This is a genomic window from Streptomyces sp. SID12501 (genome assembly GCF_010550245.1).
GTDB lineage: Bacteria > Actinomycetota > Actinomycetes > Streptomycetales > Streptomycetaceae > Streptomyces.
In genome coordinates, this window is record NZ_JAAGLU010000027.1 from 45,639 (window position 1) to 67,259 (window position 21,621).

20 protein-coding genes are annotated in these 21,621 nt (G+C 71.2%); 7 read left to right on the plus strand and 13 right to left on the minus strand.

Features of this window, described 5'->3' with window-relative positions; genetic code table 11:
- The first annotated feature begins 10 nt into the window (after positions 1 to 10).
- The gene (gene pssA / locus G3I71_RS29565) at positions 11 to 832 is read left to right on the plus strand and encodes a CDP-diacylglycerol--serine O-phosphatidyltransferase (protein ID WP_164319386.1); all 822 of its coding nucleotides are present in this window, start codon (positions 11 to 13) and stop codon (positions 830 to 832) included.
- Positions 833 to 925: 93 nt separating this feature from the next.
- Here the strand turns inward: pssA and G3I71_RS29570 are convergent, their stop codons facing one another.
- The 5 genes from G3I71_RS29570 to G3I71_RS29590 are packed head-to-tail and all read right to left on the minus strand — an operon-like array spanning position 926 to position 5,793.
- Complete coding sequence (locus G3I71_RS29570) at positions 926 to 2,197, minus strand: ABC transporter substrate-binding protein (protein WP_164319233.1); 1,272 nt, start codon at positions 2,195 to 2,197, stop codon at positions 926 to 928.
- Positions 2,194 to 3,258 (minus strand): branched-chain amino acid ABC transporter permease, encoded by a 1,065-nt coding sequence (locus tag G3I71_RS29575; protein WP_343243114.1) that lies wholly within the window; start codon positions 3,256 to 3,258, stop codon positions 2,194 to 2,196. Before G3I71_RS29575 ends, G3I71_RS29570 begins: the two co-directional genes overlap by 4 nt.
- Positions 3,259 to 3,292: 34 nt before the next feature.
- Positions 3,293 to 4,183 (minus strand): branched-chain amino acid ABC transporter permease, encoded by an 891-nt coding sequence (locus tag G3I71_RS29580; protein WP_164319237.1) that lies wholly within the window; start codon positions 4,181 to 4,183, stop codon positions 3,293 to 3,295.
- On the minus strand, positions 4,180 to 4,965 hold the full coding sequence (locus G3I71_RS29585; RefSeq protein ID WP_164319388.1) for an ABC transporter ATP-binding protein: 786 nt from the start codon (positions 4,963 to 4,965) through the stop codon (positions 4,180 to 4,182). Before G3I71_RS29585 ends, G3I71_RS29580 begins: the two co-directional genes overlap by 4 nt.
- Before the next feature lie 36 nt (positions 4,966 to 5,001).
- On the minus strand, positions 5,002 to 5,793 hold the full coding sequence (locus G3I71_RS29590; RefSeq protein ID WP_343243111.1) for an ABC transporter ATP-binding protein: 792 nt from the start codon (positions 5,791 to 5,793) through the stop codon (positions 5,002 to 5,004).
- A gap of 333 nt (positions 5,794 to 6,126) precedes the next feature.
- Between G3I71_RS29590 and G3I71_RS29595 the strand changes: the two genes are divergently transcribed.
- Positions 6,127 to 7,362 carry a CdaR family transcriptional regulator gene (locus tag G3I71_RS29595; protein WP_164319240.1) on the plus strand — a complete coding sequence of 412 codons (1,236 nt, stop codon included), beginning with the start codon at positions 6,127 to 6,129 and terminating at the stop codon, positions 7,360 to 7,362.
- A 22-nt stretch (positions 7,363 to 7,384) separates the two neighbouring features.
- Here the strand turns inward: G3I71_RS29595 and G3I71_RS29600 are convergent, their stop codons facing one another.
- Positions 7,385 to 8,503 carry a glycerate kinase gene (locus G3I71_RS29600; protein WP_164319390.1) on the minus strand — a complete coding sequence of 373 codons (1,119 nt, stop codon included), beginning with the start codon at positions 8,501 to 8,503 and terminating at the stop codon, positions 7,385 to 7,387.
- 266 nt (positions 8,504 to 8,769) lie between these two features.
- Here G3I71_RS29600 and G3I71_RS29605 point away from each other — a divergent pair, with 266 nt between their 5' ends.
- A complete protein-coding gene (locus G3I71_RS29605) occupies positions 8,770 to 9,261 on the plus strand; it encodes an NUDIX hydrolase (protein WP_164319242.1) in 492 nt (163 codons plus the stop codon).
- A 20-nt stretch (positions 9,262 to 9,281) separates the two neighbouring features.
- Here G3I71_RS29605 and G3I71_RS29610 read toward each other — a convergent pair whose 3' ends face one another.
- Positions 9,282 to 9,488 (minus strand): DUF2191 domain-containing protein, encoded by a 207-nt coding sequence (locus tag G3I71_RS29610; protein ID WP_164319244.1) that lies wholly within the window; start codon positions 9,486 to 9,488, stop codon positions 9,282 to 9,284.
- A 107-nt stretch (positions 9,489 to 9,595) separates the two neighbouring features.
- Between G3I71_RS29610 and G3I71_RS29615 the strand changes: the two genes are divergently transcribed.
- Complete coding sequence (locus G3I71_RS29615) at positions 9,596 to 10,333, plus strand: Sir2 family NAD-dependent protein deacetylase (protein WP_164319246.1); 738 nt, start codon at positions 9,596 to 9,598, stop codon at positions 10,331 to 10,333.
- A gap of 11 nt (positions 10,334 to 10,344) precedes the next feature.
- On the opposite strand, the gene G3I71_RS29620 is transcribed toward G3I71_RS29615, so the two are convergent.
- The 3 genes from G3I71_RS29620 to G3I71_RS29630 all read right to left on the minus strand — a co-directional run bounded on the left by G3I71_RS29620 (position 10,345) and on the right by G3I71_RS29630 (position 15,182).
- Positions 10,345 to 12,867, minus strand: coding sequence for a DUF4982 domain-containing protein (locus tag G3I71_RS29620; protein ID WP_343243112.1), 2,523 nt, complete (start codon positions 12,865 to 12,867; stop codon positions 10,345 to 10,347).
- A 250-nt stretch (positions 12,868 to 13,117) separates the two neighbouring features.
- Positions 13,118 to 13,600, minus strand: a complete 483-nt coding sequence (locus G3I71_RS29625) for a methylated-DNA--[protein]-cysteine S-methyltransferase (protein WP_164319248.1) — start codon at positions 13,598 to 13,600, stop codon at positions 13,118 to 13,120.
- Positions 13,601 to 13,640: 40 nt separating this feature from the next.
- Entirely contained in the window at positions 13,641 to 15,182 is a 1,542-nt protein-coding gene (locus G3I71_RS29630) for an AlkA N-terminal domain-containing protein (RefSeq protein WP_275409291.1), read from the minus strand.
- A gap of 342 nt (positions 15,183 to 15,524) precedes the next feature.
- Here G3I71_RS29630 and G3I71_RS29635 point away from each other — a divergent pair, with 342 nt between their 5' ends.
- Complete coding sequence (locus G3I71_RS29635) at positions 15,525 to 17,288, plus strand: SulP family inorganic anion transporter (protein WP_164319250.1); 1,764 nt, start codon at positions 15,525 to 15,527, stop codon at positions 17,286 to 17,288.
- A 295-nt stretch (positions 17,289 to 17,583) separates the two neighbouring features.
- Positions 17,584 to 17,934: a metalloregulator ArsR/SmtB family transcription factor gene (locus G3I71_RS29640; RefSeq protein WP_164319252.1), complete on the plus strand. Its 351-nt coding sequence runs from the start codon at positions 17,584 to 17,586 to the stop codon at positions 17,932 to 17,934.
- A gap of 157 nt (positions 17,935 to 18,091) precedes the next feature.
- Here the strand turns inward: G3I71_RS29640 and G3I71_RS29645 are convergent, their stop codons facing one another.
- A complete protein-coding gene (locus G3I71_RS29645) occupies positions 18,092 to 18,604 on the minus strand; it encodes an O-acetyl-ADP-ribose deacetylase (protein ID WP_164319254.1) in 513 nt (170 codons plus the stop codon).
- Entirely contained in the window at positions 18,601 to 20,010 is a 1,410-nt protein-coding gene (locus tag G3I71_RS29650; protein ID WP_164319257.1) for an NAD(P)/FAD-dependent oxidoreductase, read from the minus strand. Before G3I71_RS29650 ends, G3I71_RS29645 begins: the two co-directional genes overlap by 4 nt.
- 96 nt (positions 20,011 to 20,106) lie before the next feature.
- On the opposite strand from G3I71_RS29650, the gene G3I71_RS29655 reads away from it, so the two are divergent.
- The gene (locus G3I71_RS29655; RefSeq protein WP_164319259.1) at positions 20,107 to 20,769 is read left to right on the plus strand and encodes a hypothetical protein; all 663 of its coding nucleotides are present in this window, start codon (positions 20,107 to 20,109) and stop codon (positions 20,767 to 20,769) included.
- On the opposite strand, the gene G3I71_RS29660 is transcribed toward G3I71_RS29655, so the two are convergent.
- Positions 20,705 to 21,550 (minus strand): inositol monophosphatase family protein, encoded by an 846-nt coding sequence (locus G3I71_RS29660; RefSeq protein WP_164319261.1) that lies wholly within the window; start codon positions 21,548 to 21,550, stop codon positions 20,705 to 20,707. The genes G3I71_RS29655 and G3I71_RS29660 overlap by 65 nt on opposite strands.
- Positions 21,551 to 21,621: the final 71 nt, after the last annotated feature.

The window sequence follows — 21,621 nt, forward strand, 5'->3', positions numbered from 1 at the left end:
GACCCAGTGGGTGCCGGAGGCCGACGAGGTGGGTGACGACGAGGAGGAGATGCCTCTTTCTCTCCGCCTCTCAATAGCGGACACCCTCACCCTCGGCAACGCCACCTGTGGCTTCATGGCGGTGTACTTCACCACCACGGGCATCCTGATCCCCCATCTCACCGGCAGTGACGAGTCGGGCATGGCCCGTCACTCGGCGGCGACCGCGGTGATCCTGATGCTCTGCGCGGCGGTCTTCGACCTCTTCGACGGCCTGGTCGCCCGCAAGCTGCGCTCCTCCCCCATGGGCGCCGAGCTGGACAACCTCTCCGACCTGATCAGCTTCGGCCTCGCGCCGGCGTACTTCGTGCTGGTGTACGGCATGGTCGCGGACGACGCCTACCAGAAGGTGGCGGCGGTCGGCGCGATCGTCGTCCTGCTCGCCGTGGTGCTGAGGCTCGCGAGATTCTCGTGCGTGACGGTGAAGGACGGCACCTTCCAGGGCATGCCGAGTCCCTTCGGCGCCCTGACGGTCGTCTCGATCGTGCTTCTGGAACTGCCGTTCGTGGCCACGCTCATGGCCATCGTCGGCACCGCCTGGCTGATGGTGAGCCGGGTCGAGTACCCGAAGCCGCGGGGTCCCCTCGCGATCGCGATGGTCGCCTGGATCGTCTCCGGGATGGGCCTCCTGGCGGCCTGGGCCTTCGACGCCCCCGGTGGCCAGCTCCTCCTCCAGACCGGCTGCGCCCTGCAGCTCGTCCTGGGCGCGGTGATCCCGCTCTTCGCCACGGCCCGCCGTGTGAACAACTTCCGCGGCACCCGCCGCGAGGCACGGGCGGCACAGCTGCCGTAGCGGTCGCGTGATGTGTTTGTACGGAGGGCCCCGAACCGGACGGTTCGGGGCCCTCCGCGTTGCGTACGAGGTTCTTCGGGCTCACGCCAGGGCTCACGCGCCCGGCGAGTAGCCCTCCGCGACGGACGACGCCTCGGACTCCCGTACGACCTTCATGCCTCCCGTGACGCCCTTGTCGGGCTGGAGGATCACGCTCTCCTTGGAGGAGGGGGCCTTCGGGTCGGTGAAGTCCTGCGGGCTGCCGAAGCCGACGTCGAACGCGTTGATCGTCAGCAGGGCCTTGTCCACGCCCGCGCGGGTGAGGTCCTTGTTCGCGCAGGCCTTCTTCAGTGCCTCACCGAAGACGGAGACCGCCGTCCAGCCGGCCACCACACCGTTGTCCAGCGAGTCGCTCGGGTACGCGGCCTGGTAGTCGGCCACGAGTTTCTTCGCCTGCGGGGTGTCCGCCCCGATGGGCAGGGCCGGTGAGGCGACCCAGTAGTTCTTGGAGAGGGCCGGGCCCGCCTGGGTGGCCAGGAGCTGGGGCGCGAAGGCCGAGTTGTTGCCGATGACGGGCACGTCGAAGCCGCCGGCCGCGGCCACTCCGACCAGTGAGGCGGCCTGGCGCGGGCCGGCACTGATCACGATCGCCTTGACTCCCGCCTGTTTCAACGCGGCGACCTGGGCGGTCATGTCGTTGTCGGTCGGCTTGATCTTCTGCTCGACGACCGTCAGCCCCGACTTCTCCGCCATGTACTTGGCACCGGCCAGGGCACTCTCCCCGTAGTCCCCCTCGAAGTAGACGTGACCGATCTTGTCACCCTTCTTGATCCCCTTCTCATTGATCAGGAAGTCGACCGCGTTGATCGTCTCGATGTCGTACGTTGACCCGATCACGCGTATGTACGGGCTGCCGAGCAGTGAGGCCGCCCAAGCCTGCGGGAGCACCAGGACCTTGTCCTGGCCGTCGATGCGCTGTTTCACCGCCGCGACGAACGGCGAGCCGATGAACTGGGCGAACCCCAGCACCTTCGGTGCCAGCTCCGTGTAGCCGGAGACGGCCTTCTGCGGGTCGTAGCCGTGGTCGCGGACGGTGAGGGTCACCTGTCGGCCGCAGACGCCTCCGGCGGCGTTCAGCTGCTTCACGTACAGCTGCTGGGCCTGGGTGACGCTCTTGCCGAGGGTCGCGTAGACCCCGGTCATGTCCGTGAGCGCGCCCAGCGTGATCGTCTTGGCGGAAACGCCCACGTCCGTCTTGACGCCGCCCGCCGACGCCGAGCCGTTGTCGCCCCCGTCGTCGTCCTTGGCCTTGGAGCTGCACCCGGCCACTGTGAGCAGCACGGCGAGCGCGCCCGCGGCGGCTCGGGCCGCGTATCTCGTGGTCATCGTTCCTCCCCTGGATTGCGTCCGAAGCGGCGCCGGGCGGCGCCCAGTCTGACCAGCCCTCCCGGCAGGAAGAGCACCACCGCCACGATGGCGGCGCCGTACAGGTACCGGGACGCCTCGCCCGGTGCGATCCCGCCCGTGCCCGGGGCGGAGACCAGCGGCAGGGCGTCGCTGTAGCGCGTCAGCAGCTGCGGCAGCAGCGAGACGAAGGCCGCGCCGACCACCGCCCCGGAGACCGAGCCGAGCCCGCCGATGACGATCATGGCGAGGTACTCCAGCGAGAGTGTGATGCCGTAGTAGTCGGGCACGGTCCGCTGGAAGACGAGGGCGAGCAGGACGCCGGCGAGCCCCGCGTACATCGAGGACAGGACGAAGACGGCGGCCCGGTAGCGGGCCACGGGCACGCCGATCACCCCGGCGGCGACACGGTGGTCGCGGACGGCGTTCATGGCCCGCCCGGGCCGTCCGCGCAGGACTCCACGGGCGAACAGGGCGCCCCCGAGCAGGAGGACGAGTCCGGCGTACCAGAGCTTCTCGGCGGAGCCGAACGGCACGTTGGCGACAAGGAGTTCGCGGTCGTCGAAGGTGAGGCCGAAGAGGCTCAGGGGCGGTACGTCACGGCCGTTGAAGCCGCCGGTGAGGTCGCGGGCGTTGAACAGGACGTGCTGGCCGATGAAGATCAGGGCGATGGTGGCGATACCGAGGTAGGGGCCGCGCAGGCGCCCCGCGATCGGGCTGAACAGGCCGCCCGCGACGCCCGCGACGAGCGTGGCCAGCACGACCGCGAGCCAGGTGGGCAGCCCGAACCCGGTCAGCCCGTCGCCCCCGTCGGAGGCGAACACGCAGTAGGCGTAGGCGCCGACCGCGAGGAAGAAGGCGTGGCCCATGGAGAGCTGGCCGGTGGCGCCGGTGAGGAGGTTGATGCCGATGGCGCCGATCGCGGCAGCCATCGCGAACAGGCCGGCCTGGAGCCAGAAGCGGTCCAGGTAGAACGGGAGGGCGAAGAGCAGAAGGGCGCCCGCGGCAGCCGTGTACGTACGCGCGTGCGGTCGGCGGAGCACGCTTCGGGGCTTGGCGGCCCGGTCGGCGAGGACGTCAGACACGGGCGGGCTCCTTCGTGCCGAAGAGCCCGGCGGGCCGGACGAGCAGGATCGCGACCATGACCAGATAGGGCGCGAGGTCGCCGAGGCCCCGGCCCATGAAGGCCAGGTCGCTCTGGTAACCGGTGGCGAGGGACTCGGTGACGCCGACCACCAGGCCGCCGACGAGGGCTCCGGTCGTGGAGTCGAGGCCGCCGAGGATGGCGGCCGGGAACGCCTTGAACGCGGCGAGCGAGGTGGCCCGTTCGAGCCCCGGGGTCGGGAAGACGGTGAGGAAGAGGGCGGCGACGGCCGCGAGTCCGCCCGCGACGGCCCAGGCGCCGAGTGAGACCCGGCCCAGCCTGACCCCCATCAGGGCCGCCGTCTCCGGGCTCTCGGCCGCCGCGCGCATCGCCACGCCCCAGCTGGTGTAGCGGAACGCGAGCAGGAAGGCCGTGATGAGCAGGGCCGCGGCGACGAAGGCGGCGATCCGGGTGTGCGCGAGCGAGATCGGGCCGAGGGTGAGGACGGCGTCGCCCCAGGGGTCGCCGAGCGCGAGGACGTCCGTACCGAGGCGGCGGGTGAGTTCGGTGGTCAGCAGGATGTCGACGCCGATGGTGACGATGGCCAGCACACTGTGGTCGCCGCCCCTGGCACGGCGCATCACCAGGAACTCCACGGCCGCGCCGACGAGCGCGGCACCGGCGATTCCCGCGAGCAGAGCGAACCAGAAGCCGATGTCGTCGTGGAGGGAGGCGGTGACGTAGCCGCCGGCGAGCAGCAGTGAGGCGTGCGCGAAGTTGACGACCTCCGTGGCCCGGAAGATCACGACGAAGCCGAGGGCGATCAGGGCGTAGACGCTGCCCATGGAGATGCCGTTGAGGAGCAGTTCGGCGAAGGTGCTCATGGGGTGGCCTCCTCACCGAGATAGGCCCGTACGACGTCCGGGTCGTTCTGTACGTCCGCCGGGGCCCCGTCCGCGATCAGCCGGCCGAAGTCCAGGACCGTGACCGTGTCCGCGAGTCTCATCACCACCCCCATGTCGTGCTCCACCAGGACGATCGAGATGCCGAGGCTGTCGCGGACCCCGGCGATGACGGCCGCGACCCGGCGCCGTTCGTCGGCGGTCATCCCGGCCACCGGTTCGTCGAGGAGCAGCAGCCGGGGCTCCATGCACAGGGCCCTGGCGAGTTCAGCGAGCTTCTGCTGCCCGTAGGGCAGGGAGCCGGCGGGGCGTCCCAGGTGCGCCTCCAGACCGACGAACTCGGCGATCTCCCGCACGCGCGCGCGGTGCCTGCGTTCCTCGTGTGCCGCCGACGGCAGCCGGAGTCCGGCGGCGACGAACCCGGTTTTCGTCAGCCGGTGGCGGCCGAGCAGCAGGCTGTCCTCGACGGTGGCGTGGGGCGGCAGGGCGAGGTTCTGGAAGATACGGGCGACACCGAGGCCGGCGATGCGATGCGGGGCCATGCCGGTCAGCTCGTGCTCGCCGAAGCGGACGCTGCCGGAGGTGGCCCGGTAGACACCGGACAGGACGTTGAAGCAGGTGGACTTGCCCGCGCCGTTGGGGCCGATCAGGGCGTGGACGGTGCCGGGGCGGACCGTGAAGCTGACGTCGTCGAGGGCGAGCAGGCCGGCGAAGCGGACGGTGAGGTGATCAACGTTGAGGGAGGGTACGGCGTGGGCGTCAATGGTGGACGCCGGTCCGTCAAGTGTGGTCAATGTGGATCAACTCTCCCATCTGGTCAACCTCGGAGTGGACCGCGTCAACCCGGACGCACCCGCTCCGCCCGTCGCCCCCGTCGCCCCTGCCGCGTCCGCCGCCGCGTCCTCGTCCACCACGCCCAGATAGCGGCGCCGTACCTCGTCGGAGGCGGCGAGTTCGGCGCAGGGACCGGAAAGGGTGACCTCCCCGACCTCCAGGACATAGGCCTGGGTGGCCAGCCGAAGCGCCAGAGCGGCGTTCTGTTCGACGAGCAGGACGGAGGTGCCCTGGGCGTTGATCTCGCGCACGGTGTCGGCGATCCGCGCGGCCATCAGCGGGGCCAGGCCGAGTGACGGCTCGTCGAGGAGCAGGACCTTGGGGGCGGCCATGAGGGCACGCGCGACAGCCAGCATCTGCTGCTCGCCGCCCGACAGCAGTCCGGCGCGCTGCTGGGCGCGCTCGGCGAGGACGGGGAACAGTTCGTGCACGCGGCGCAGGGCGGCGGCCCGTTCCACACGTCCGCCGCTCGCGCCGAGCGCTCCGGCGCGCAGATTGTCGGCGACGGTCATCCGGGCGAACACCCGCCGCCCTTCCGGGACCTGGGACACACCGGCGGCCACCACCCGGTCGGGGGCGAGCCCGTCGATCCGGCGGCCGCCGAGCGTGACGGTGCCGCCGGTCGTCGCCCCGCCCTGGAAGGAGAGGGTGCGGCTGATGGCCCGTAACAGCGTGGACTTGCCTGCGCCGTTGCTGCCCAGCACCGTCACGACGGCCGCCTCGGGCACCTCCAGCGACACCCGGCGAAGGGCACGCACGGGCCCGTACCCGACCGACAGATCCCGTACGACGAGATCGGCGCCACCCGGAGAGCTGCCCGAAGCCCCACGCGGAGATCTGCCCGCGGAACCGCCCGTAGGGCCGTCCGGAGATCCCCTTGTCCCACCGCCCATGGCGTCTGCTCCCTCCCGCACACACGTCCGGTGTGGCGCTCACCCCAGCACCGGGGCGGGCGTCCGTCCACGGGTCGCGACCGAACCCGCGCCGAAACGTGGCCGGGGACCAGTCGGCTCCCCCACCCGTTGTGCACGCGCACAACGCTGCGTGTCAGGGGCCTGCCGAAGGTGCGCGCAGGGTGGCATCCTCCGTTCATGGGACCGCGCAGAAGGCGTACGGGTCATGACTGGCAGGTGCTCGCCGACTCCTGCACGGCGCTGCTGGAACGGGTGCCGGAGCTGGTGGACGAACATGTGCGGCAACTGTCGGAGCACTCCCCCGTCTACGGCCAGGTCCTCCCGTACGACCAGCAGTGGCGGGAGGCGGAGGAGGCGATGCGGATCGGCATCGGGACGATCTCCGCACCCCGGGGCTCCCCGCGCCGCGACCTGGAGTACGCGGAGGACGCGGGCCGGCGCCGCGCCCAGCAGGGACTGCCGCTGGAACTGCTGGTGCACGCGTACCGGAGTGCGGGCTATCTGGTCTGGGACGCGCTGCTGGAGGGCGTCGGCGGCCAGGACCCGGAACGGCTCGGCGTCCTGATGCGGTCGGCGACCCTGGTGTGGGCGGCGATCGACGCGCAGGCGGCGACGGCGTCCGAGGCCTACCGGGCGACCGAGATGGAGTTACGGCGGCGCACGGACGAGCAGTTGCAGGCCTTACTGGACGCGCTGCTCGACGGTCAGGAGTCACCGGGGCTGGCCGCCAGGGCAGCGGCGGGGCTCGATCTGCCGGAGCGGGGCGCGTACGCGGTGGTGGTGCTGCGGGCGGAGCGGCGGGATCCCCGGGAGGCCTTCCACCGGCCGTTACGGGGCGCCGGGTACCGGTTCGTGTGGCGGATGCGGGCCGACCAGGAGGTGGGCGTGGTGCTGCTGGGGCCCGACCAGGGGCTCGACGCGGTGGCGCAGGCGCTGAGCGGGCGGTGCTCGGGGGCGGGCGGGATCAGTCCCGTCGTACCGGGGCTGGCCGAGCTGGGGCGGGCCCGGCGGCTGGCCGAACTGGCGTTGCGTACCTGCCTGCCGGACGCGAGTGAGGTCGTACGCCTGGATCAGCGGATGCCGACGGCGCTGGTGGTGAGCCAGCCGGAACTCGCGAACCGGCTGGTCTCGGCCGTCTTCGGCGCGCTGGTCGGGCTGGAGCCCGCCGACCGGGAGGTGCTGCTGGAGACCCTCGACGTGTGGCTGGCCTGCGAGGGGTCGGCGGGCCGGGCGGCGGGGCGGCTGTACTGCCACCGCAACACGGTGTTCAACCGGCTGCGGCGGCTGGAACAGCTGACGTCCCGGTCGCTGGCCAGACCACGGGACCTGATCGAGATGACGCTGGCGCTGGACGCGTACCGGCTGTCGGGGCCGGCGGGCGCGCAGGAGGAGACCGCACGCCTTGCCCAGTGACGCGGTCGGCGCCCTGCGGGCCTCAGACCAGGAAGTCCCGTCCGATGTTCTCCGCGACCCGTTCCAGGAGCGGCCCGGCGTCGGAGATGCACTTGGCGAGGTCCGGCTCGATCTCCGTCAGGGGGTACGCGCGGCGGATGCCGGCCCGGCCCAGCGCCTCCGGGCGCAGGGCCAGGCGCCCGCAGACCGCGACGACCTCGCGGCCCTCGGCCCGGGCCGCCGCGGCGACGCCGGCCGGGGCCTTGCCGTGCAGGGTCTGCTCGTCGAGGGAGCCCTCGCCGGTGATCACCAGCGTGGCGCGGTCCAGCGCGGACGCGAAGCCGAGGACGTCGAGCATGACCTCGATGCCGGGCCGGAACCGGGCGCCCAGGACCAGGGCGCCGTAACCGATGCCACCGGCGGCGCCCGCACCCGGCGCGGTCGCGTACCCGGCGGCCTTCGCGCCGAGCGCCGTCTCCAGGATCTTCGCGTAGTGCGCGAGGGCCTCGTCCAGGGCGGCCACGTCGTCCGGGGAGGCGCCCTTCTGCGGGCCGTACACCGCGGGCGCGCCCTTCGGCCCGGTCAGCGGGTTGTCCACGTCGCTGGCCAGCACGAAGTCGACGTCCGCGAGGCGGGTGTCGAGGCCCGAGAGGTCGGCCGAGGCGAGTCCGTCCAGGCCGCCGCCGCCGGGCGGCACGGACTCGCCGTCGGCGTCCAGGAAGCGTGCGCCGAGCGCGGAGAGCATGCCCGCGCCTCCGTCGGTGGTGGCGCTGCCGCCGACCCCGAAGACGATCGTGCGCGCGCCCGCGTCGAGCGCGGCCCGCAGCAGTTCTCCGGAGCCGTACGTCGATGCCGTGAGCGGCGCGAAGACGCCAGCGGGCAGCCGCTGGAGCCCGCTCGCCTCCGCCATCTCCACCACGGCGGTGTCGCCGCGCAGCGCGAACGCGGCCGTCACCTCGTGCCCGAGCGGCCCCGCGACCCGTACCTCACGCCGTTCGAATCCGGCGGCGACAGCGGCGTCCACGGTCCCGTCGCCGCCGTCGGCCACGGGAAGCGACTCGACCTCGACACCGGGGGCGGCCCTGCGCAGCCCGGCGGTCACCCGCTCGGCGACCTCCACAGCCGTCAGCGATCCCTTGAACTTGTCGGCGGCGATCAGCACCCGAGTCGTCCGCGCGCCTGTCACCTTCGCCGAAACCGCAGCGTCCGCCACCCTGTATTCCCCTTGCTCTCGGCCCCGTACACGTCAGGGCAGTCGCGCCGCTGCGACCTTAACCGCAGGAGACCCGCCCCGTCATGCCTTCCCGGCCGCTCACAGCCCGGGCGTTCGTGCCCGCGCGAAGTGCGCGAAGTGACGGACCGCACCCGCAGGTGTGACGGAACATCGACGGACGTCTCCGGGTCATCTCCCCTGGTTACGCTTCCCGGATGACCATTCAAGACTTCGCCACGTACATCGCCGGCCTGCCCCGTGTCCTGGCCGGCGCCGCCGCGCTCTTCCGTGACGCCGACGGACGGATCCTGCTCGTCGAGCCCAACTACCGTGAGGGCTGGGCTCTTCCGGGCGGCACGATCGAGTCGGACGACGGGGAGACCCCGCGCCAGGGGGCACGCCGGGAGACCCTTGAGGAGATCGGCCTCGACCGTGAACTCGGCCGTCTGCTGGCCGTCGACTGGGTCCACATCGCGGGCCACCCGCCGCTGGTGGCGTACCTGTACGACGGTGGCGTCCTCGGCGAGGACGAGCTGAAGTCGATCACCTTGCAGGAGGAGGAGTTGCTGTCGTGGCGGCTGGTAGCGCGCGAGGACCTCGCCGGGTACCTCCAGGGCTCCCTGGGCCGCCGGGTACTGCACGCCCTCGACGTCCTGGCGGAGGGCGGGGGAACGGCGGAACTGGAGAACGGCAGCCGGGTGGCCTGACGAGCACCCCAGGACGCGGTTCAGCCCTGGACGTCCGGCGGCGTCACATCGTCCGCCGCCCGTCGCCAGTCGTCGCGCTCGGCGACACGGGCCTCCGTGCGGTGGCCGCGGGCGATGTAGTCACGTACGACGAGTTCGACGGCGTCCTGCGGGTTCCCGACGCCCGCGAGCACCATGACTTCGACGACGAGTTCGGCGTCGAGCGAGACGGAGACCTTGGCTGCCATGGGCGGACCCTAACACCGGGCGTCTGTTCGTACACCGGCTGCGGGAGACGGGCCTCGGGCCGTTAACCGGTCGCTGCCCCGAACCCCCGGGACCTACCCTCGGCAACATGACCAAGCCTCTCGTCGCCGTGCTCAGCGGCGCCGGCATCTCGACCGATTCCGGGATCCCCGACTATCGCGGCCCGAACGGCCTGTGGCGGCGGGATCCCGAGGCCGAGAAGCTCGTGACGTACGACTACTACATGGGCGATCCCGAGATCCGGCGCCGTTCCTGGCAGATGCGGCGGCAGAACCGGACCCTCCAGGCCGAGCCCAACGCCGCGCACCTGGCCGTGGCCGAGCTGGAGCGGGCCGGGGTCCCCGTGCGGGTGATCACGCAGAACGTCGACGGGCTGCACCAGCTCGCCGGGATGCCGGCCCGGAAGGTACTCGAACTGCACGGCACCGCAAGGGAGTTCGTGTGCACCAAGTGCCACGCTCGCGGGCCCATGGAGGACGCCCTCGACCGGGTCGAGGCCGGCGAGGACGACCCCGCCTGCCTCATCTGCGGTGGGATCCTGAAGTCGGCGACCGTCATGTTCGGTCAGCGCCTCGACCCGGTCGTCCTCGGTGATGCCCTCGCCGTCACCAAGGCCTGCCAGGTGTTCATCGCCGTCGGAAGCAGCCTCCAGGTCCAGCCCGCCGCCGGGCTCGTCGGTGTCGCCGCCGACCATGGCGCCCGGCTCGTCATCGTCAACGCCGAGCCGACCCCGTACGACGACCGGGCCGACGAGGTCGTACGGGAACCGATCGGCACGGCCCTGCCCCAACTGCTGGGCGAGCTGAGGGAGTCCGGGGCAGCCTAGGCGCGTGGAGTTCACGACGGCGGGGGCTCTGTGAGTCCCCCCGTCGTCACGACAGGTGTGGAAGTGACCGTCACCGCGGCGGCGGCCAGGCCGCTGCGCGTGGCGCGGACCGTGATGGCACCGGCGGTGCGCGTCGTGCGTACGAAGATCCTGTTGATGCCCGCTTCCGTGCTGACGTAGGACTGGAACACGCTGTACGGGACGCCCGGGTTGTGGCCGCCGAGGAGTTTCGCCGGGCCGGTGACCGTGAAGTCCACGCGGGTCTGGTCGGTCGGTACGCGGCGGCCCGCCGAGTCCACCGCCTCGACGTCGATCATCGCCACGTCGGTGCCGTCGGCCTTCAGTCCGTCGGGTGAGACGTGTGCCGTGAGACGGAGGGCGGCCGGTGTGCCCGTCGTCTGTTTCTGGGCGCGGGTCAGTTCGGTGCCGGCCGAGTCGTAGCCGACGGCGGTGATCGTGCCGGACTGCCACGCGACGTCCGTGAAGGTGTGCAGGAAGTCGTACTGGGGGGAGGTTGACGTGCCGACCGTCCTGCCGTTGACCAGCAGGTCCACCCGGGAGACGCCCGCGGCCATGACGTACACCGGCTTCACGGTGCCGGACGGGTAGGTCCAGTGGCCGACGATGTGCAGGTCGGGGGTCGGGCTCTGCATGACGCGGTGGGTGTAGTAGGTCTCCTTGGGGATGCGCACCGCGTCCACGCGGCCGGACAGGCGGCACGTCTCCCAGTTGTACTGGCGGCCGTGCTGGTTGGAGTCCGCCCAGGTCAGGGCCGCCGCCCCCGAGTAGCGCCGGTTGCCCGGGCCCTGGATGCGCTGGCTCCAGAACTCGTAGCGGGTGCTCGCGGCGACGGTGGCCGCGAAGTCCTCCGAGGTCCAGTGGTAGGTGACGTCCGGGCCGGTGACGTAGCCGAAGTCGGGTGGGGAGGCGGTGTCCCAGACGCGGCGCGGGGCCTCGTCGCGGGTGAACTCGGACTCGATGAGCGGCATGCGGTCGCGGGCGTAGTCGCTGTAGTGGCGGTTGAGCATCGTGCCGATGTACTCGCACTGGTCCACGGCCGCCGTGCCGCCGTAGGCGGAGTTGTCGGAGGTCGCCCGGGAGCCGATCGCGCGCATGCCGCTGGGGTCCCAGGTCTGCTTCAGCGCGCGCATCTGCTGCTGGTGGTCGGCGGACAGCCAGTTGTTGCCCGACTCCCAGAACAGGATGCTCGGGCTGTTGCGGAAGTAGATCATCACGTCCCGCATCGCGGCGAGGCGCTGGTCCCACTGCACACCGGTGGCGTCGGCCTCCTTGTCCCCGGCGGGCTGGACCGACACCAGTCCGTACCGGTCGGTCATCCGGATGTTCGCGGGCTGCGCGGCGAGGTGCATCCAGCGGATCAGGTTGGCGTTGCTCTCCCGGATGAGCCGGCCGTCATGGTCGCGCAGCCACTCGGGTACGGCGTCGCCGAGCACCGCCCATTCGTTGGTGGCGCGCTGCGCGTAGCCGGTGAGGAAGATCTGCTTGTCGTTGATGTACACGCCGCCGGTGCTCGCCCCACCACGGAACTCGGCCTTCCGGAAGCCGGTGCGCACCGTGTACGTGTCCACGACCGTCGTCCCCTCCGCGAGCGTCAACCTCACGGTGTAGAGGGCGGGGTACGACGGCGACCAGAAGTTCAGCCCGCTGATCCGGCTGCCGACCTTGAAGACATGACTGGTACCGGCGGCCAGCGTGACCGTCGAGGCGGGCAGCGTGCCGGCCGACGCGCCCTGCTCGTCGAGGACTTCGGCCGTCACCGAGAGCGTCCGGGACCGGTCCTCCTCGTTGCTGATCTGCGCCTCCGCGTTGATCGTCGCGGTGTGGCCGGAGACGTTGACGGCGGACGGGTAGACGTAGGTCCCCGTGGTGCCCAGGTTACTGAAGAGCGGGAGCGTGAAGTGGGTTTTCGGGACGACGTGCAGGATGACGTTGCGGGTGAGGCCTCCGAAGGTGGGGTTGAAGTCCCGGGTGTCCCACTGGAAAGGCATCGCGGTGGCGGATTCCGGCCGCCACTTGGTGTTGTCCGCGCAGATCGCGAGCACGTTGTCGGCGCCGAACAGGACCTCGTCGGTGAGGTCGAAGCCGAAGGGGGTGACGCCGGCCTCGTAGCTGCCGATCAGGACACCGTTCAGGTGGACCGTCGCCGCTTGGCGGATGCCCTCCAGTTCCAGGATCACCTTGTGGCCCGACTGCTCGGCCGGTAACTGAAAGCGCTTGCGGTACCAGGTCGGCTGCATCGCCACCGAGGACTCGCCCGAGCTGCCGATCCAGTTGTCGAAGGAGTCCACGTCGTTGTAGGTGTGCGGCGCGCTGACCACGGCCCATCCGGAGTCGTCGAACGCGATCCGTTCGGCGCCGACGACATTCGACTTGATGAACCGCCAGTCGAGATTCAGGCTGAATTTCTGCCGCTCAGTGGCCTCGACCTGCGCAGCCGACGCCTTCCCGCCCGCCGACAGGGCCGCCACGCCCACGCCCGCGGCGGCCCCTTGCAGTACGCGCCGTCTGCTCACGCGGTCGGAAGCGGACGGCGCGGTATCTGCGGAACGGCTGGTGAACTCCATCGTCTACCGCCCTTCGAAGCGGGCGCCCATCGGCACACCCGCCCAGATTATTGCCATGAACGCGACAGAAAGCGCTTCACATCATGCGCCGAGGTGTGGCGGGCGACAAGGTGCGGGACGAAGGTCCTTCGAGTGAGGCGTGGGACAGAAGGCGCAGGAGGTGCAGGAGGTGCAGGAGGTCCAGAAGCCGCGGGAGGAGCTAGAAGAGCGCCGGCCCCCGTTCGAAGTCCAGCAGCCGCTGCTTGCGCTCCAGCCCGCCCCCGTACCCGGTGAGGCTGCCGTCGGCGCCTACCACCCGGTGGCAGGGCACGATGATGCCGACCGGATTCCTGCCGTTGGCGAGGCCCACGGCACGGGATGCCTTCGGATTGCCGAGAGCGTCGGCGAGTTCGCCGTACGAGCGGGTCTCGCCGTACGGGATACGGCACAGCTGCTCCCAGACGCTGCGCTGGAAGTCGGTTCCGGGCAGGCGGAGTTCGAGGGTGAACTCCTTCAACCCGCCCTGGAAATAAGCCTTCAGCTGGTCGGCCACTTCCCCGAAGGGTGTGTCGTCGCGTGCGCCGAAGCTCTCCTCGGGCGGGCGGTGGCGCTGGTCGACCATGTAGAGACCGCAGAGGATTCCGTCGTCGGCCACCAGGGTGAGGGGGCCGTACGGGCTGTCGATGACCGTGTGCTGCTTCACTGCTGTTCCTCACGTCCTTATACGTCAAACGCCATATGCCTTATACGGGGAGGAAGTTGATCGGGTGGCTGTCCGTCGCCCACAGATACTGGACCGCGTACGCCCGCCACGGTCGCCAAGTCGCCGCGCGTGCGGTGAGGGCTGCCGGCGTGGACGGGAGGCCCAACTCCTGGGCTGCGCGCCGGATTCCGAGGTCCGTGGGGAGAAACGCGTCGGGGTCGCCGAGGGCACGCATCGCGATGACATCGACGGTCCAGGGCCCGAATCCGGGGAGGGCGAGGAGCCGGGCGCGGGCCTCCGACCAGTCACTCTCGACACCCAAGTGAAGGACGCCATCCGCGAGTTGACCGACGAGAGTGGTGAAAGTGGTCCGCCGGGTGCGGGGCATGGCCAGGGACTCGGGGTCGAGGGCGGCCAGGGCCTGCGGGGTCGGGAAGAGGTGGGTGAGGCCGCCCTCCGGATCGTCGACCGGGTCGCCGTAGGCCGTGACGAGACGAGCCGCGTGGGTACGGGCGGCGGCCGTGGAGACCTGTTGACCGAGCACCGCCCGTACGGCGAACTCCGCTTCGTCGACCGTGCGTGGAACACGTCGCCCCGGGGCCTTCGCGACGAGGGGCGCCAGCACCGGATCCGTACGCAACTGCTCGTCGACCGCGACCGGATCGGCGTCCAGGTCGAGCATCCGGCGACACCGGCTGATGGCGACGGGCAGGTCACGCAGGTCACTGAGGGTGAGGCGGCAGGCGATGTGGTCGGGCTTCGGGGTGAGGGCGGCGATGCCGTGTCCGTACGGGAGCCGCAGGGTCCGGCGGTAGGCGCCGTCGCGCCATTCCTCCACGCCGGGTACGGCGGTCGCGGCGAGGTGGCCGAAGAGGTTGTCGGGGTTGAGCGGGGCGCGGAAGGGGAGGCGGAGGTTCAGGGCGGCCGGGGTGCCGACGGGCCCGCCTGTACTGCTCGGACGCGCATCGGTGCGTGTCTTGTCGGTGCGTGTCTTGTCAGTGCGTGCATTCGGGAGACGGTCGCGGAGTTCGCTCGGGGAGAGGGCGTAGACCTCGCGGACGGTGTCGTTGAAGGTGCGGATCGAGGAGAAGCCGGCCGCGAAGGCGACGTCCGCCATGGGCAGTGCGGTCGTCTCGACGAGGAGCCGCGCGGTCTGGGCGCGTTGGGCACGGGCGAGGGCGAGTGGGCCGGCGCCCAGTTCGGCGTTGAGTTGCCGTTCGATCTGGCGGGTGCTGTAGCCGAGGCGGGCGGCGAGGCCGGGGACGCCCTCGCGGTCCACGATCCCGTCGCCGATCAGCCGCATCGCGCGGGCCACGAGATCGGCGCGCTGGTTCCACTCCGGTGAGCCGGGGCTGGTGTCGGGCCGGCATCGCTTGCAGGCCCGGAAGCCGGCCTGCTGGCAGGCCGCCGCGCTCGGGTAGAAGGTCATGTTCTCGGGCTTGGGCGGCACCACCGGGCAACTGGGCCGGCAGTAGATCCGGGTGGTCAGGACCGCCGTGAAGAACCAGCCGTCGAAGCGCGCGTCCTTGGACTGGACGGCACGTACGCAGTGCTCGGTGTCGGTGTGCATCGCGTTCCGCATACGTCCAGCATCGGCGATGGGCCGGACCGGAGCTGGCGAGAATCCGACATCAAGGTGGCGTGTCCAGGGAGGCTCCGGATCGCTTGCGAGGACGGTCGAGCCCCCGCGACCCGCGCCGCCGAACGGGAGCGTCGGAGGCGGTGGCGGTGGCGGTGGCGGTGGCGGTCGGACAGACAGACATCCCATGGCGGCCGGCCGGTCGCCATGGGATGCTGAATTGCTTAATTTAGCAATTGCCTAGATGCTTTGTTGGCTGTGTTCGCAGATAGCTGCGTCCGTCCAGGCAGTCAAGCGGAAGAGGGAGCCGGACGTGTCCGTTTCGCTGTACCAGGCCACGACGGAATGAGCGGCGCAAGCCGCGCATGGGGGTCGGTGCGGTCCCTGCTGCCCGTGCGTGCCGACGTCGAGGCGATGGTCCGTGATCCGCGCCGGGATCTCCTCGCCGGACTGACCGTGGCGATCGTGGCGCTCCCCCTCGCGCTCGGCTTCGGGGTCTCCTCCGGCCTCGGTGCGGCGGCGGGGCTGGCGACCGCGGTGGTCGCGGGCGCGCTGGCCGCGGTGTTCGGCGGATCGAATCTGCAGGTGTCGGGGCCGACCGGGGCGATGACCGTGGTCCTCGTACCGATCGTCGCCCGGTACGGGCCGGGCGGTGTACTGACCGTCGGGCTGCTGGCCGGGCTGCTCCTGATCGGGCTCGCCCTGGCCCGTGCGGGCAAGTACATGCGGTACGTGCCCGCTCCCGTCGTCGAGGGCTTCACACTCGGTATCGCCTGCGTCATCGGACTGCAGCAGTTGCCGAACGCGCTGGGGGTGGCGCGACCCGAGGGCGACAAGGTTCTCAGCGTCGCCTGGCGGGCCGTCGAGACGTTCGTCCTCCATCCCAACTGGACGGCGCTCATGCTGGCTGCGGGTGTCGCGCTCGTCATGCTGCTCGGTGCGCGATGGCGGCCGACCGTTCCGTTCTCGATCGTCGCGGTGATCGTCGCCACCGTGCTGGCGCAGGTCCTCCACCTGGACGCGGCCACTCCCATCGGAGAGCTTCCCGCCGGCCTGCCCGCACCCTCGCTGGCGTTCCTCGACCTGTCGGCGCTGTCCTCGCTGCTCGCCCCGGCCGTGGCGGTGGCGGCGCTGGCCGCGCTGGAGTCGCTGCTGTCGGCGACCGTCGCGGACGGCATGACGGTCGGCCAGCGGCACGACCCGGACCGGGAGCTGTTCGGGCAGGGCGTCGCCAACCTCGCCGCCCCGTTGTTCGGCGGCGTCCCGGCCACGGCCGCGATCGCACGGACCGCCGTGAACGTCCGTTCGGGCGCCGGTTCCCGGCTCGCCGCGCTCACTCATGCCGTGGTCCTCGCAGTGATCGTCTTCGCGGCAGCGCCGCTGGTCTCGAAGATTCCGCTGGCCGCGCTGGCGGGCGTCCTGCTGGCCACCGCGATCCGCATGGTCGAAGTCGGCTCGCTGCGGGCGATGGCCAGGGCGACCCGCTCGGACGCGCTGATCCTGGTTCTGACCGCCGCCGCCACCCTCGTCCTCGACCTGGTGTACGCCGTGATCATCGGTCTGGTCGTCGCGGGGGCCCTCGCGCTCAGGGCCGTGGCCGCGCAGGCCCGCCTCGACGAGGTCCCGCTGGACCGGGGCGACCACAGCGCCGAGGAGCACGCGCTGCTGGCGGAGCACATCGTCGCCTACCGCATCGACGGGCCGCTGTTCTTCGCCGCCGCCCACCGTTTCCTGCTCGAGCTGACCGAGGTGGCGGACGTACGGGTCGTGATCCTGCGGATGTCCCGGGTGTCGACCATGGACGCGACCGGTGCGCTGGTCCTGAAGGACGCGGTCCAGAAGCTGAACCGGCGCGGCATCGTCGTCATGTTCTCCGGAATACGTCCCGGCCAGCGTCAAGTCCTCGACTCCGTCGGCCTGTTGGACCTGCTCCGAGAGGAGGAGCGCGAGTACGACACCACCCCCGAGGCGATCCAGGGGGCGCGCGCCCACCTGGAATCCACCGGAGTCCTGTCCGCCGTACCGACCCCGAGGACCAGGACCACGGTCCGGACCAGGAGCACCAGCACGGCCGGGTCCACGGGCGACAACGAGGAGGTGCCCCGATGAGTGCCTCCCCCGCCACCCGGTACGTGGTCGACGCGTCCGGAGCCGAGGCCGCCGCCCTCCCTCATCGGCTCAGCGACATGGGAGGTACGCCCGCGCGCCGTACACCTACTGGCTGGTCGTGTGCCTTCCGGGACGGCACGGTCGGGATTCCCACGGCCCGGAATCCGCGGCCGGATTCTGTCCGGCGGGAATCGCGAGCGAGGATGAGCACCATGGTGTTCATGAATGGGCGGGTGCGATGCGCCGAGGACCGGCCAGTGCTGACGTACGGCTGTCCCGAGGAGGCGATGGCACGATGAGCACGCCGCTGTACCAACTCAAGGCCGAGTTCTTCAAGACCCTCGGGCATCCGGCCCGTATCCGCGTCCTGGAACTGCTGAGCGAACGTGAGCACTCCGTCGCGGAGATGTTGCCCGAGGTCGGCATCGAACCCGCGCACCTCTCGCAGCAGTTGGCGGTGTTACGCCGGGCCAACCTGGTCGTCACCCGCAAGGAGGGCTCGACCGTGTACTACTCGCTGACCAGCCCACATGTGGCCGAACTGCTCCGGGTCGCGCGGATCATCCTGTCCGGCGTGCTGACCGGGCAGGCGGAGCTGCTGGCCGACCTGCGGGCAGCCCAGGGAGAGGCCAAACAGTCGTCCTGACGTCGAGACAGCCCGTGACCGATGCGGCATCGGCCTGCCCGTCGCCGGGTCCGGTGTCCGTGGCCTCGCCATGGGCCCCTCGGACCGGGCAACGTCGACCGCGCACGGCAGCCGCCCCCCGCACCCGCACCGATGGGTGCAGACCGAACCCCGGCCGTCAGCAGTCCACTTGCGCGGCGAACGCCTCGTACGCCTGATCGTCGAAGAGGACGAACCTCGCCTCCTCGACCTCGGTCTCCGTGATCCGAACGGTCTCCACCGCGATACGAGCCGCGTCTTCCATCGGCCACCCGAAGATACCGGCGGAAACCGCCGGGAACGCCACCGTGCGGGCGCCGAGTTCGTCGGCCACCCTCAGCGACTCCCGATAGCACGAGGCCAGCAGCGCCGATCGGTCCTCCTCGGGGAGGAACCGGGGTCCCACCGTGTGGATCACCCAGCGCGCGTCCAGGTTGCCGGCGGTCGTGGCGACCGCCTTTCCGGTGGCCAGTCCCTTGCCGTATTGCGAGGCGCGCAGCGCTCGGCAGGCCGCGAGGATCTCGGGACCGCCTCTCCGGTGGATCGCCCCGTCGACGCCTCCCCCACCCAGGAGTGAAGAATTCGCCGCGTTGACGATCGCGTCGGCACTCTGTCGGGTGATGTCGCCCTTGACAAGCGTGATGGCGGTCATGACTGCCTCAGCCTTCTCCAGACGGCCTTCGCCGCGTTGTGTCCCGACATGCCGTGCACGCCGGGGCCCGGCGGAGTGGCCGAGGAGCAGATGAAGACTGCCGGGTGTGGGGTGGCGTACGGGAACAGCGAGAGCTTGGGGCGCAGCACGAGCTGGAGGCCGCTGGCCGCGCCGGATCCGATGTCGCCGCCGACGTAGTTGGCGTTACGGGCCGCGAGTTGGGGTGGGCCTGCGGTCGCGCGGGCGAGGACCCGGTCGCGGAAGCCGGGGGCGAAGCGCTCCAGTTGGCGCTCGATGGCGTCGGTGAGGTCGCCCGTCCAGCCGTTCGGGACGTGTCCGTAGGCCCAGAAGACCTGCTTGCCGTCGGGGGCCCGGGAGGGGTCGACGACGCTCGGCTGGACGGTGATCAGGAAGGGGGTGTCGGGTGCCTTGCCCTCGCGGGAGGCGGCGCGCAGGGCGGTGTCGATCTCGGCCCTGTCCGCGGCGACCTGGACGGTGGTCGCCGTGCGGGCCTCCGGCGCGGTCCAGGGCACGGGGCCGTCCAGCGCGTAGTCGATCTTGAAGGCGCCCGCGCCGTAGCGATAACGCTCGTAGTAGCCGCCGAAGCCCGCGATACGGGCCAGTGCGGTGGGTGAGGTGTCGAAGACGTACGCACGTGCGGGTGGCAGGTCGTCCAGCCGCTTGACCTCGTAGTCGGTGTGGACGGTGCCACCGAGGTCCGTCAGATAGGCGGTGAGCGCGTCGGAGATCGACTGGGAGCCGCCGCGGGCGACCGGCCAGCCGCGGGCGTGTGCCGCCAGCGCGAAGACCAGGCCGACCGCACCGGTGGCGACCCCGTCGAGCGGAGCCATGACGTGTCCGACGAGGCCTGCGAACAGAGCTTTCGCCCGCTCGTCGCGGAAGCGGCGCATCAGCCAGGTCGAGGGCGGCAGACCGACCAGTCCGAAGCGGGCGAGGGTGACCGGGTCGCGGGGCAGTGAGGTCAGGGGCAGGGACATGAAGTCGTGGGCCAGCGTGTCCCACCTGCTGAGGAACGGCTCGACCAGCCTGCGGTACGCGCCCGCGTCACGCGGCCCGAAGGAGGCAGCCGTCTCGGCCACGGAACGGGACAGCACCGCGGCCGTGCCGTCCAGGAAGGGGTGGGCCATGGGCAGGTCTGCGTGCAGCCACTCCAGCCCGTACCTCGCCAGCGGCATCGCCCTGAACGCCGGGGAGTTGACGCCGAGCGGATGCGCCGCCGAGCACGGGTCGTGCCGGAAGCCGGGCAGCGTCAGCTCCTCCGTTCGGGCGCCACCGCCCACGGTGTCGCGCGCCTCGAAGACGGCCACGGAGAAGCCCCGCCGGGCCAGTTCCACGGCAGCCGTCAGCCCGTTGGGCCCTGCCCCCACCACGACCGCATCAAGCATCGACGGCACCTTCGGACTCCTTTGTCAGCCGACGGCCATTTCAGATCAGGATATGCCGGGACACCGACACTGCCCGGCGCGGGTAACCTCGGCCGGATGACGCGCCGTTTCCGCATCCAATCGCCCGGCGAGGACGCCGACGACACCGCCTGGTACTGGTTCGAGGTCGAGGAAGACGGCTGGGTGCTGCGGCAGGCGGTGTTCGAGGCGGCGCTGGAGGTCCCGCGTACCTGCGAGCCCCTCCAGAATGCCGACGGCACCACCTCCGGCGGCGCCTCGATGGCCGCCGCACAGGCCCAACTGGCGCTCGTGCGAGAACGGTTCGGGCGCCTGGGCGTCCAGCTCTACCAGACCGTGTACGGGGCGTTCACCGAGGGCGCCGTGGAGGTGCCGCCGGAGGCGGTGGACGTGACCGAGCCGGAGTTCGAGCGGGCGTGGTCCACGGCCCTGCGGCACCGGCATCTGAGCCACTACGTCACCGGCCCGCTGCCGGAGGGCTCCCTGCTCACCGGCATGGTGTGCGCGCTGCCGTGGGGGGCGGGCCGGACCGGTCTGTTCGTCGACATCAACCTGCCGGTGGACGCCTTCGTGGACATCGCCTGGCTGCCCTTCGACCCCGCGGACTGGCCGACGGTGGGCACCATGGCCGAGTTCGAGGTCGTCACCCTGCGCTTCAGCTCGGCCCGCCCGCAGATCAGGCTGCGCCCGACAGCAGCTCCGCCACCCGGCGAGCCGTGGCCGCGTCGCGCGCAGCGGTGAACGGCAGGACGTTGCCGCCGGTTATGCGGAACGGCTCGCCCGCGCGGGTCAGGTGGGCGCCGCCGGCCTCCTCGACGAGGAGGATGCCCGCGGCGTGGTCCCAGGCGGCCTCCCAGGAGAACGCGGTGGCGTCCAACTCGCCCCGGGCGATGGCCAGATACTCCAGGCCTGCCGAGCCGCAGGCGCGCGGCCGGACGCCGTCCGTCCACAGGCCGAGCAGCGCGCGCTTCTCTTCGTCCGTCGTGTAGTCCGGGTGGGAGGTGGCCACCCGGAGGTCGCGGCCGGGCTCGGGCGCGCCCGCGTGCAGGGGTGTGCCGTCGAGGAAGGCGCCCTGTCCGCGGATCGCCGTGGCGAGCTGGTCGCGGGCCGCGGCGAACGTCCACGACGCGCGGACGACCCCGCGGTGTGCGAGCGCGACGAGTGTGCAGAAGCCGGGGTCGCCGTGGACGAACTGCCGGGTGCCGTCCACGGGGTCGACGATCCAGACCGGCGCCTCACCCTGAATCGCCCCGTACGAAGCGGGGTTGGCGTGCACAGCCTCCTCGCCGACCACGACGGAGCCGGGCAGCAGCTTGGGCAGCACCTCGGTGAGATACAGCTCGGCCTTGCGGTCGGCGTCCGTCACCAGGTCGTGCGGGCCGCTCTTCTCGTCGACCTCGTGGGCGGCGAGCTGCCGGAAGCGCGGCATGATCTCCGCGGCCGCCGCCTCACGGACCGCTTCTTCGACGTCGGACGCGTGCCGAGCGAGAAACTCTTCGATGGTTTCGTTTTCTTCGATCATGTCTCCATGAGAGCACGCGTCACTGACAATCCCCGCCGGGCCGGTGGACATCGGATGGAATCCGCCTGAAG

Bases quoted from the DNA above. Each gene is read 5' to 3' on its own strand.
- G3I71_RS29645 (WP_164319254.1), bottom strand. From the start codon at position 18,604: ATGACCGCCATCACGCTTGTCAAGGGCGACATCACCCGACAGAGTGCC.
- G3I71_RS29635 (WP_164319250.1), top strand. From the start codon at position 15,525: ATGAGCGGCGCAAGCCGCGCATGGGGGTCGGTGCGGTCCCTGCTGCCC.
- G3I71_RS29570 (WP_164319233.1), bottom strand. From the start codon at position 2,197: ATGACCACGAGATACGCGGCCCGAGCCGCCGCGGGCGCGCTCGCCGTG.
- G3I71_RS29595 (WP_164319240.1), top strand. From the start codon at position 6,127: ATGGGACCGCGCAGAAGGCGTACGGGTCATGACTGGCAGGTGCTCGCC.
- G3I71_RS29655 (WP_164319259.1), top strand. From the start codon at position 20,107: ATGACGCGCCGTTTCCGCATCCAATCGCCCGGCGAGGACGCCGACGAC.
- G3I71_RS29605 (WP_164319242.1), top strand. From the start codon at position 8,770: ATGACCATTCAAGACTTCGCCACGTACATCGCCGGCCTGCCCCGTGTC.
- G3I71_RS29630 (WP_275409291.1), bottom strand. From the start codon at position 15,182: ATGCGGAACGCGATGCACACCGACACCGAGCACTGCGTACGTGCCGTC.
- G3I71_RS29660 (WP_164319261.1), bottom strand. From the start codon at position 21,550: ATGATCGAAGAAAACGAAACCATCGAAGAGTTTCTCGCTCGGCACGCG.
- G3I71_RS29615 (WP_164319246.1), top strand. From the start codon at position 9,596: ATGACCAAGCCTCTCGTCGCCGTGCTCAGCGGCGCCGGCATCTCGACC.
- G3I71_RS29610 (WP_164319244.1), bottom strand. From the start codon at position 9,488: ATGGCAGCCAAGGTCTCCGTCTCGCTCGACGCCGAACTCGTCGTCGAA.
- G3I71_RS29580 (WP_164319237.1), bottom strand. From the start codon at position 4,183: ATGAGCACCTTCGCCGAACTGCTCCTCAACGGCATCTCCATGGGCAGC.
- G3I71_RS29640 (WP_164319252.1), top strand. From the start codon at position 17,584: ATGAGCACGCCGCTGTACCAACTCAAGGCCGAGTTCTTCAAGACCCTC.
- G3I71_RS29650 (WP_164319257.1), bottom strand. From the start codon at position 20,010: ATGCTTGATGCGGTCGTGGTGGGGGCAGGGCCCAACGGGCTGACGGCT.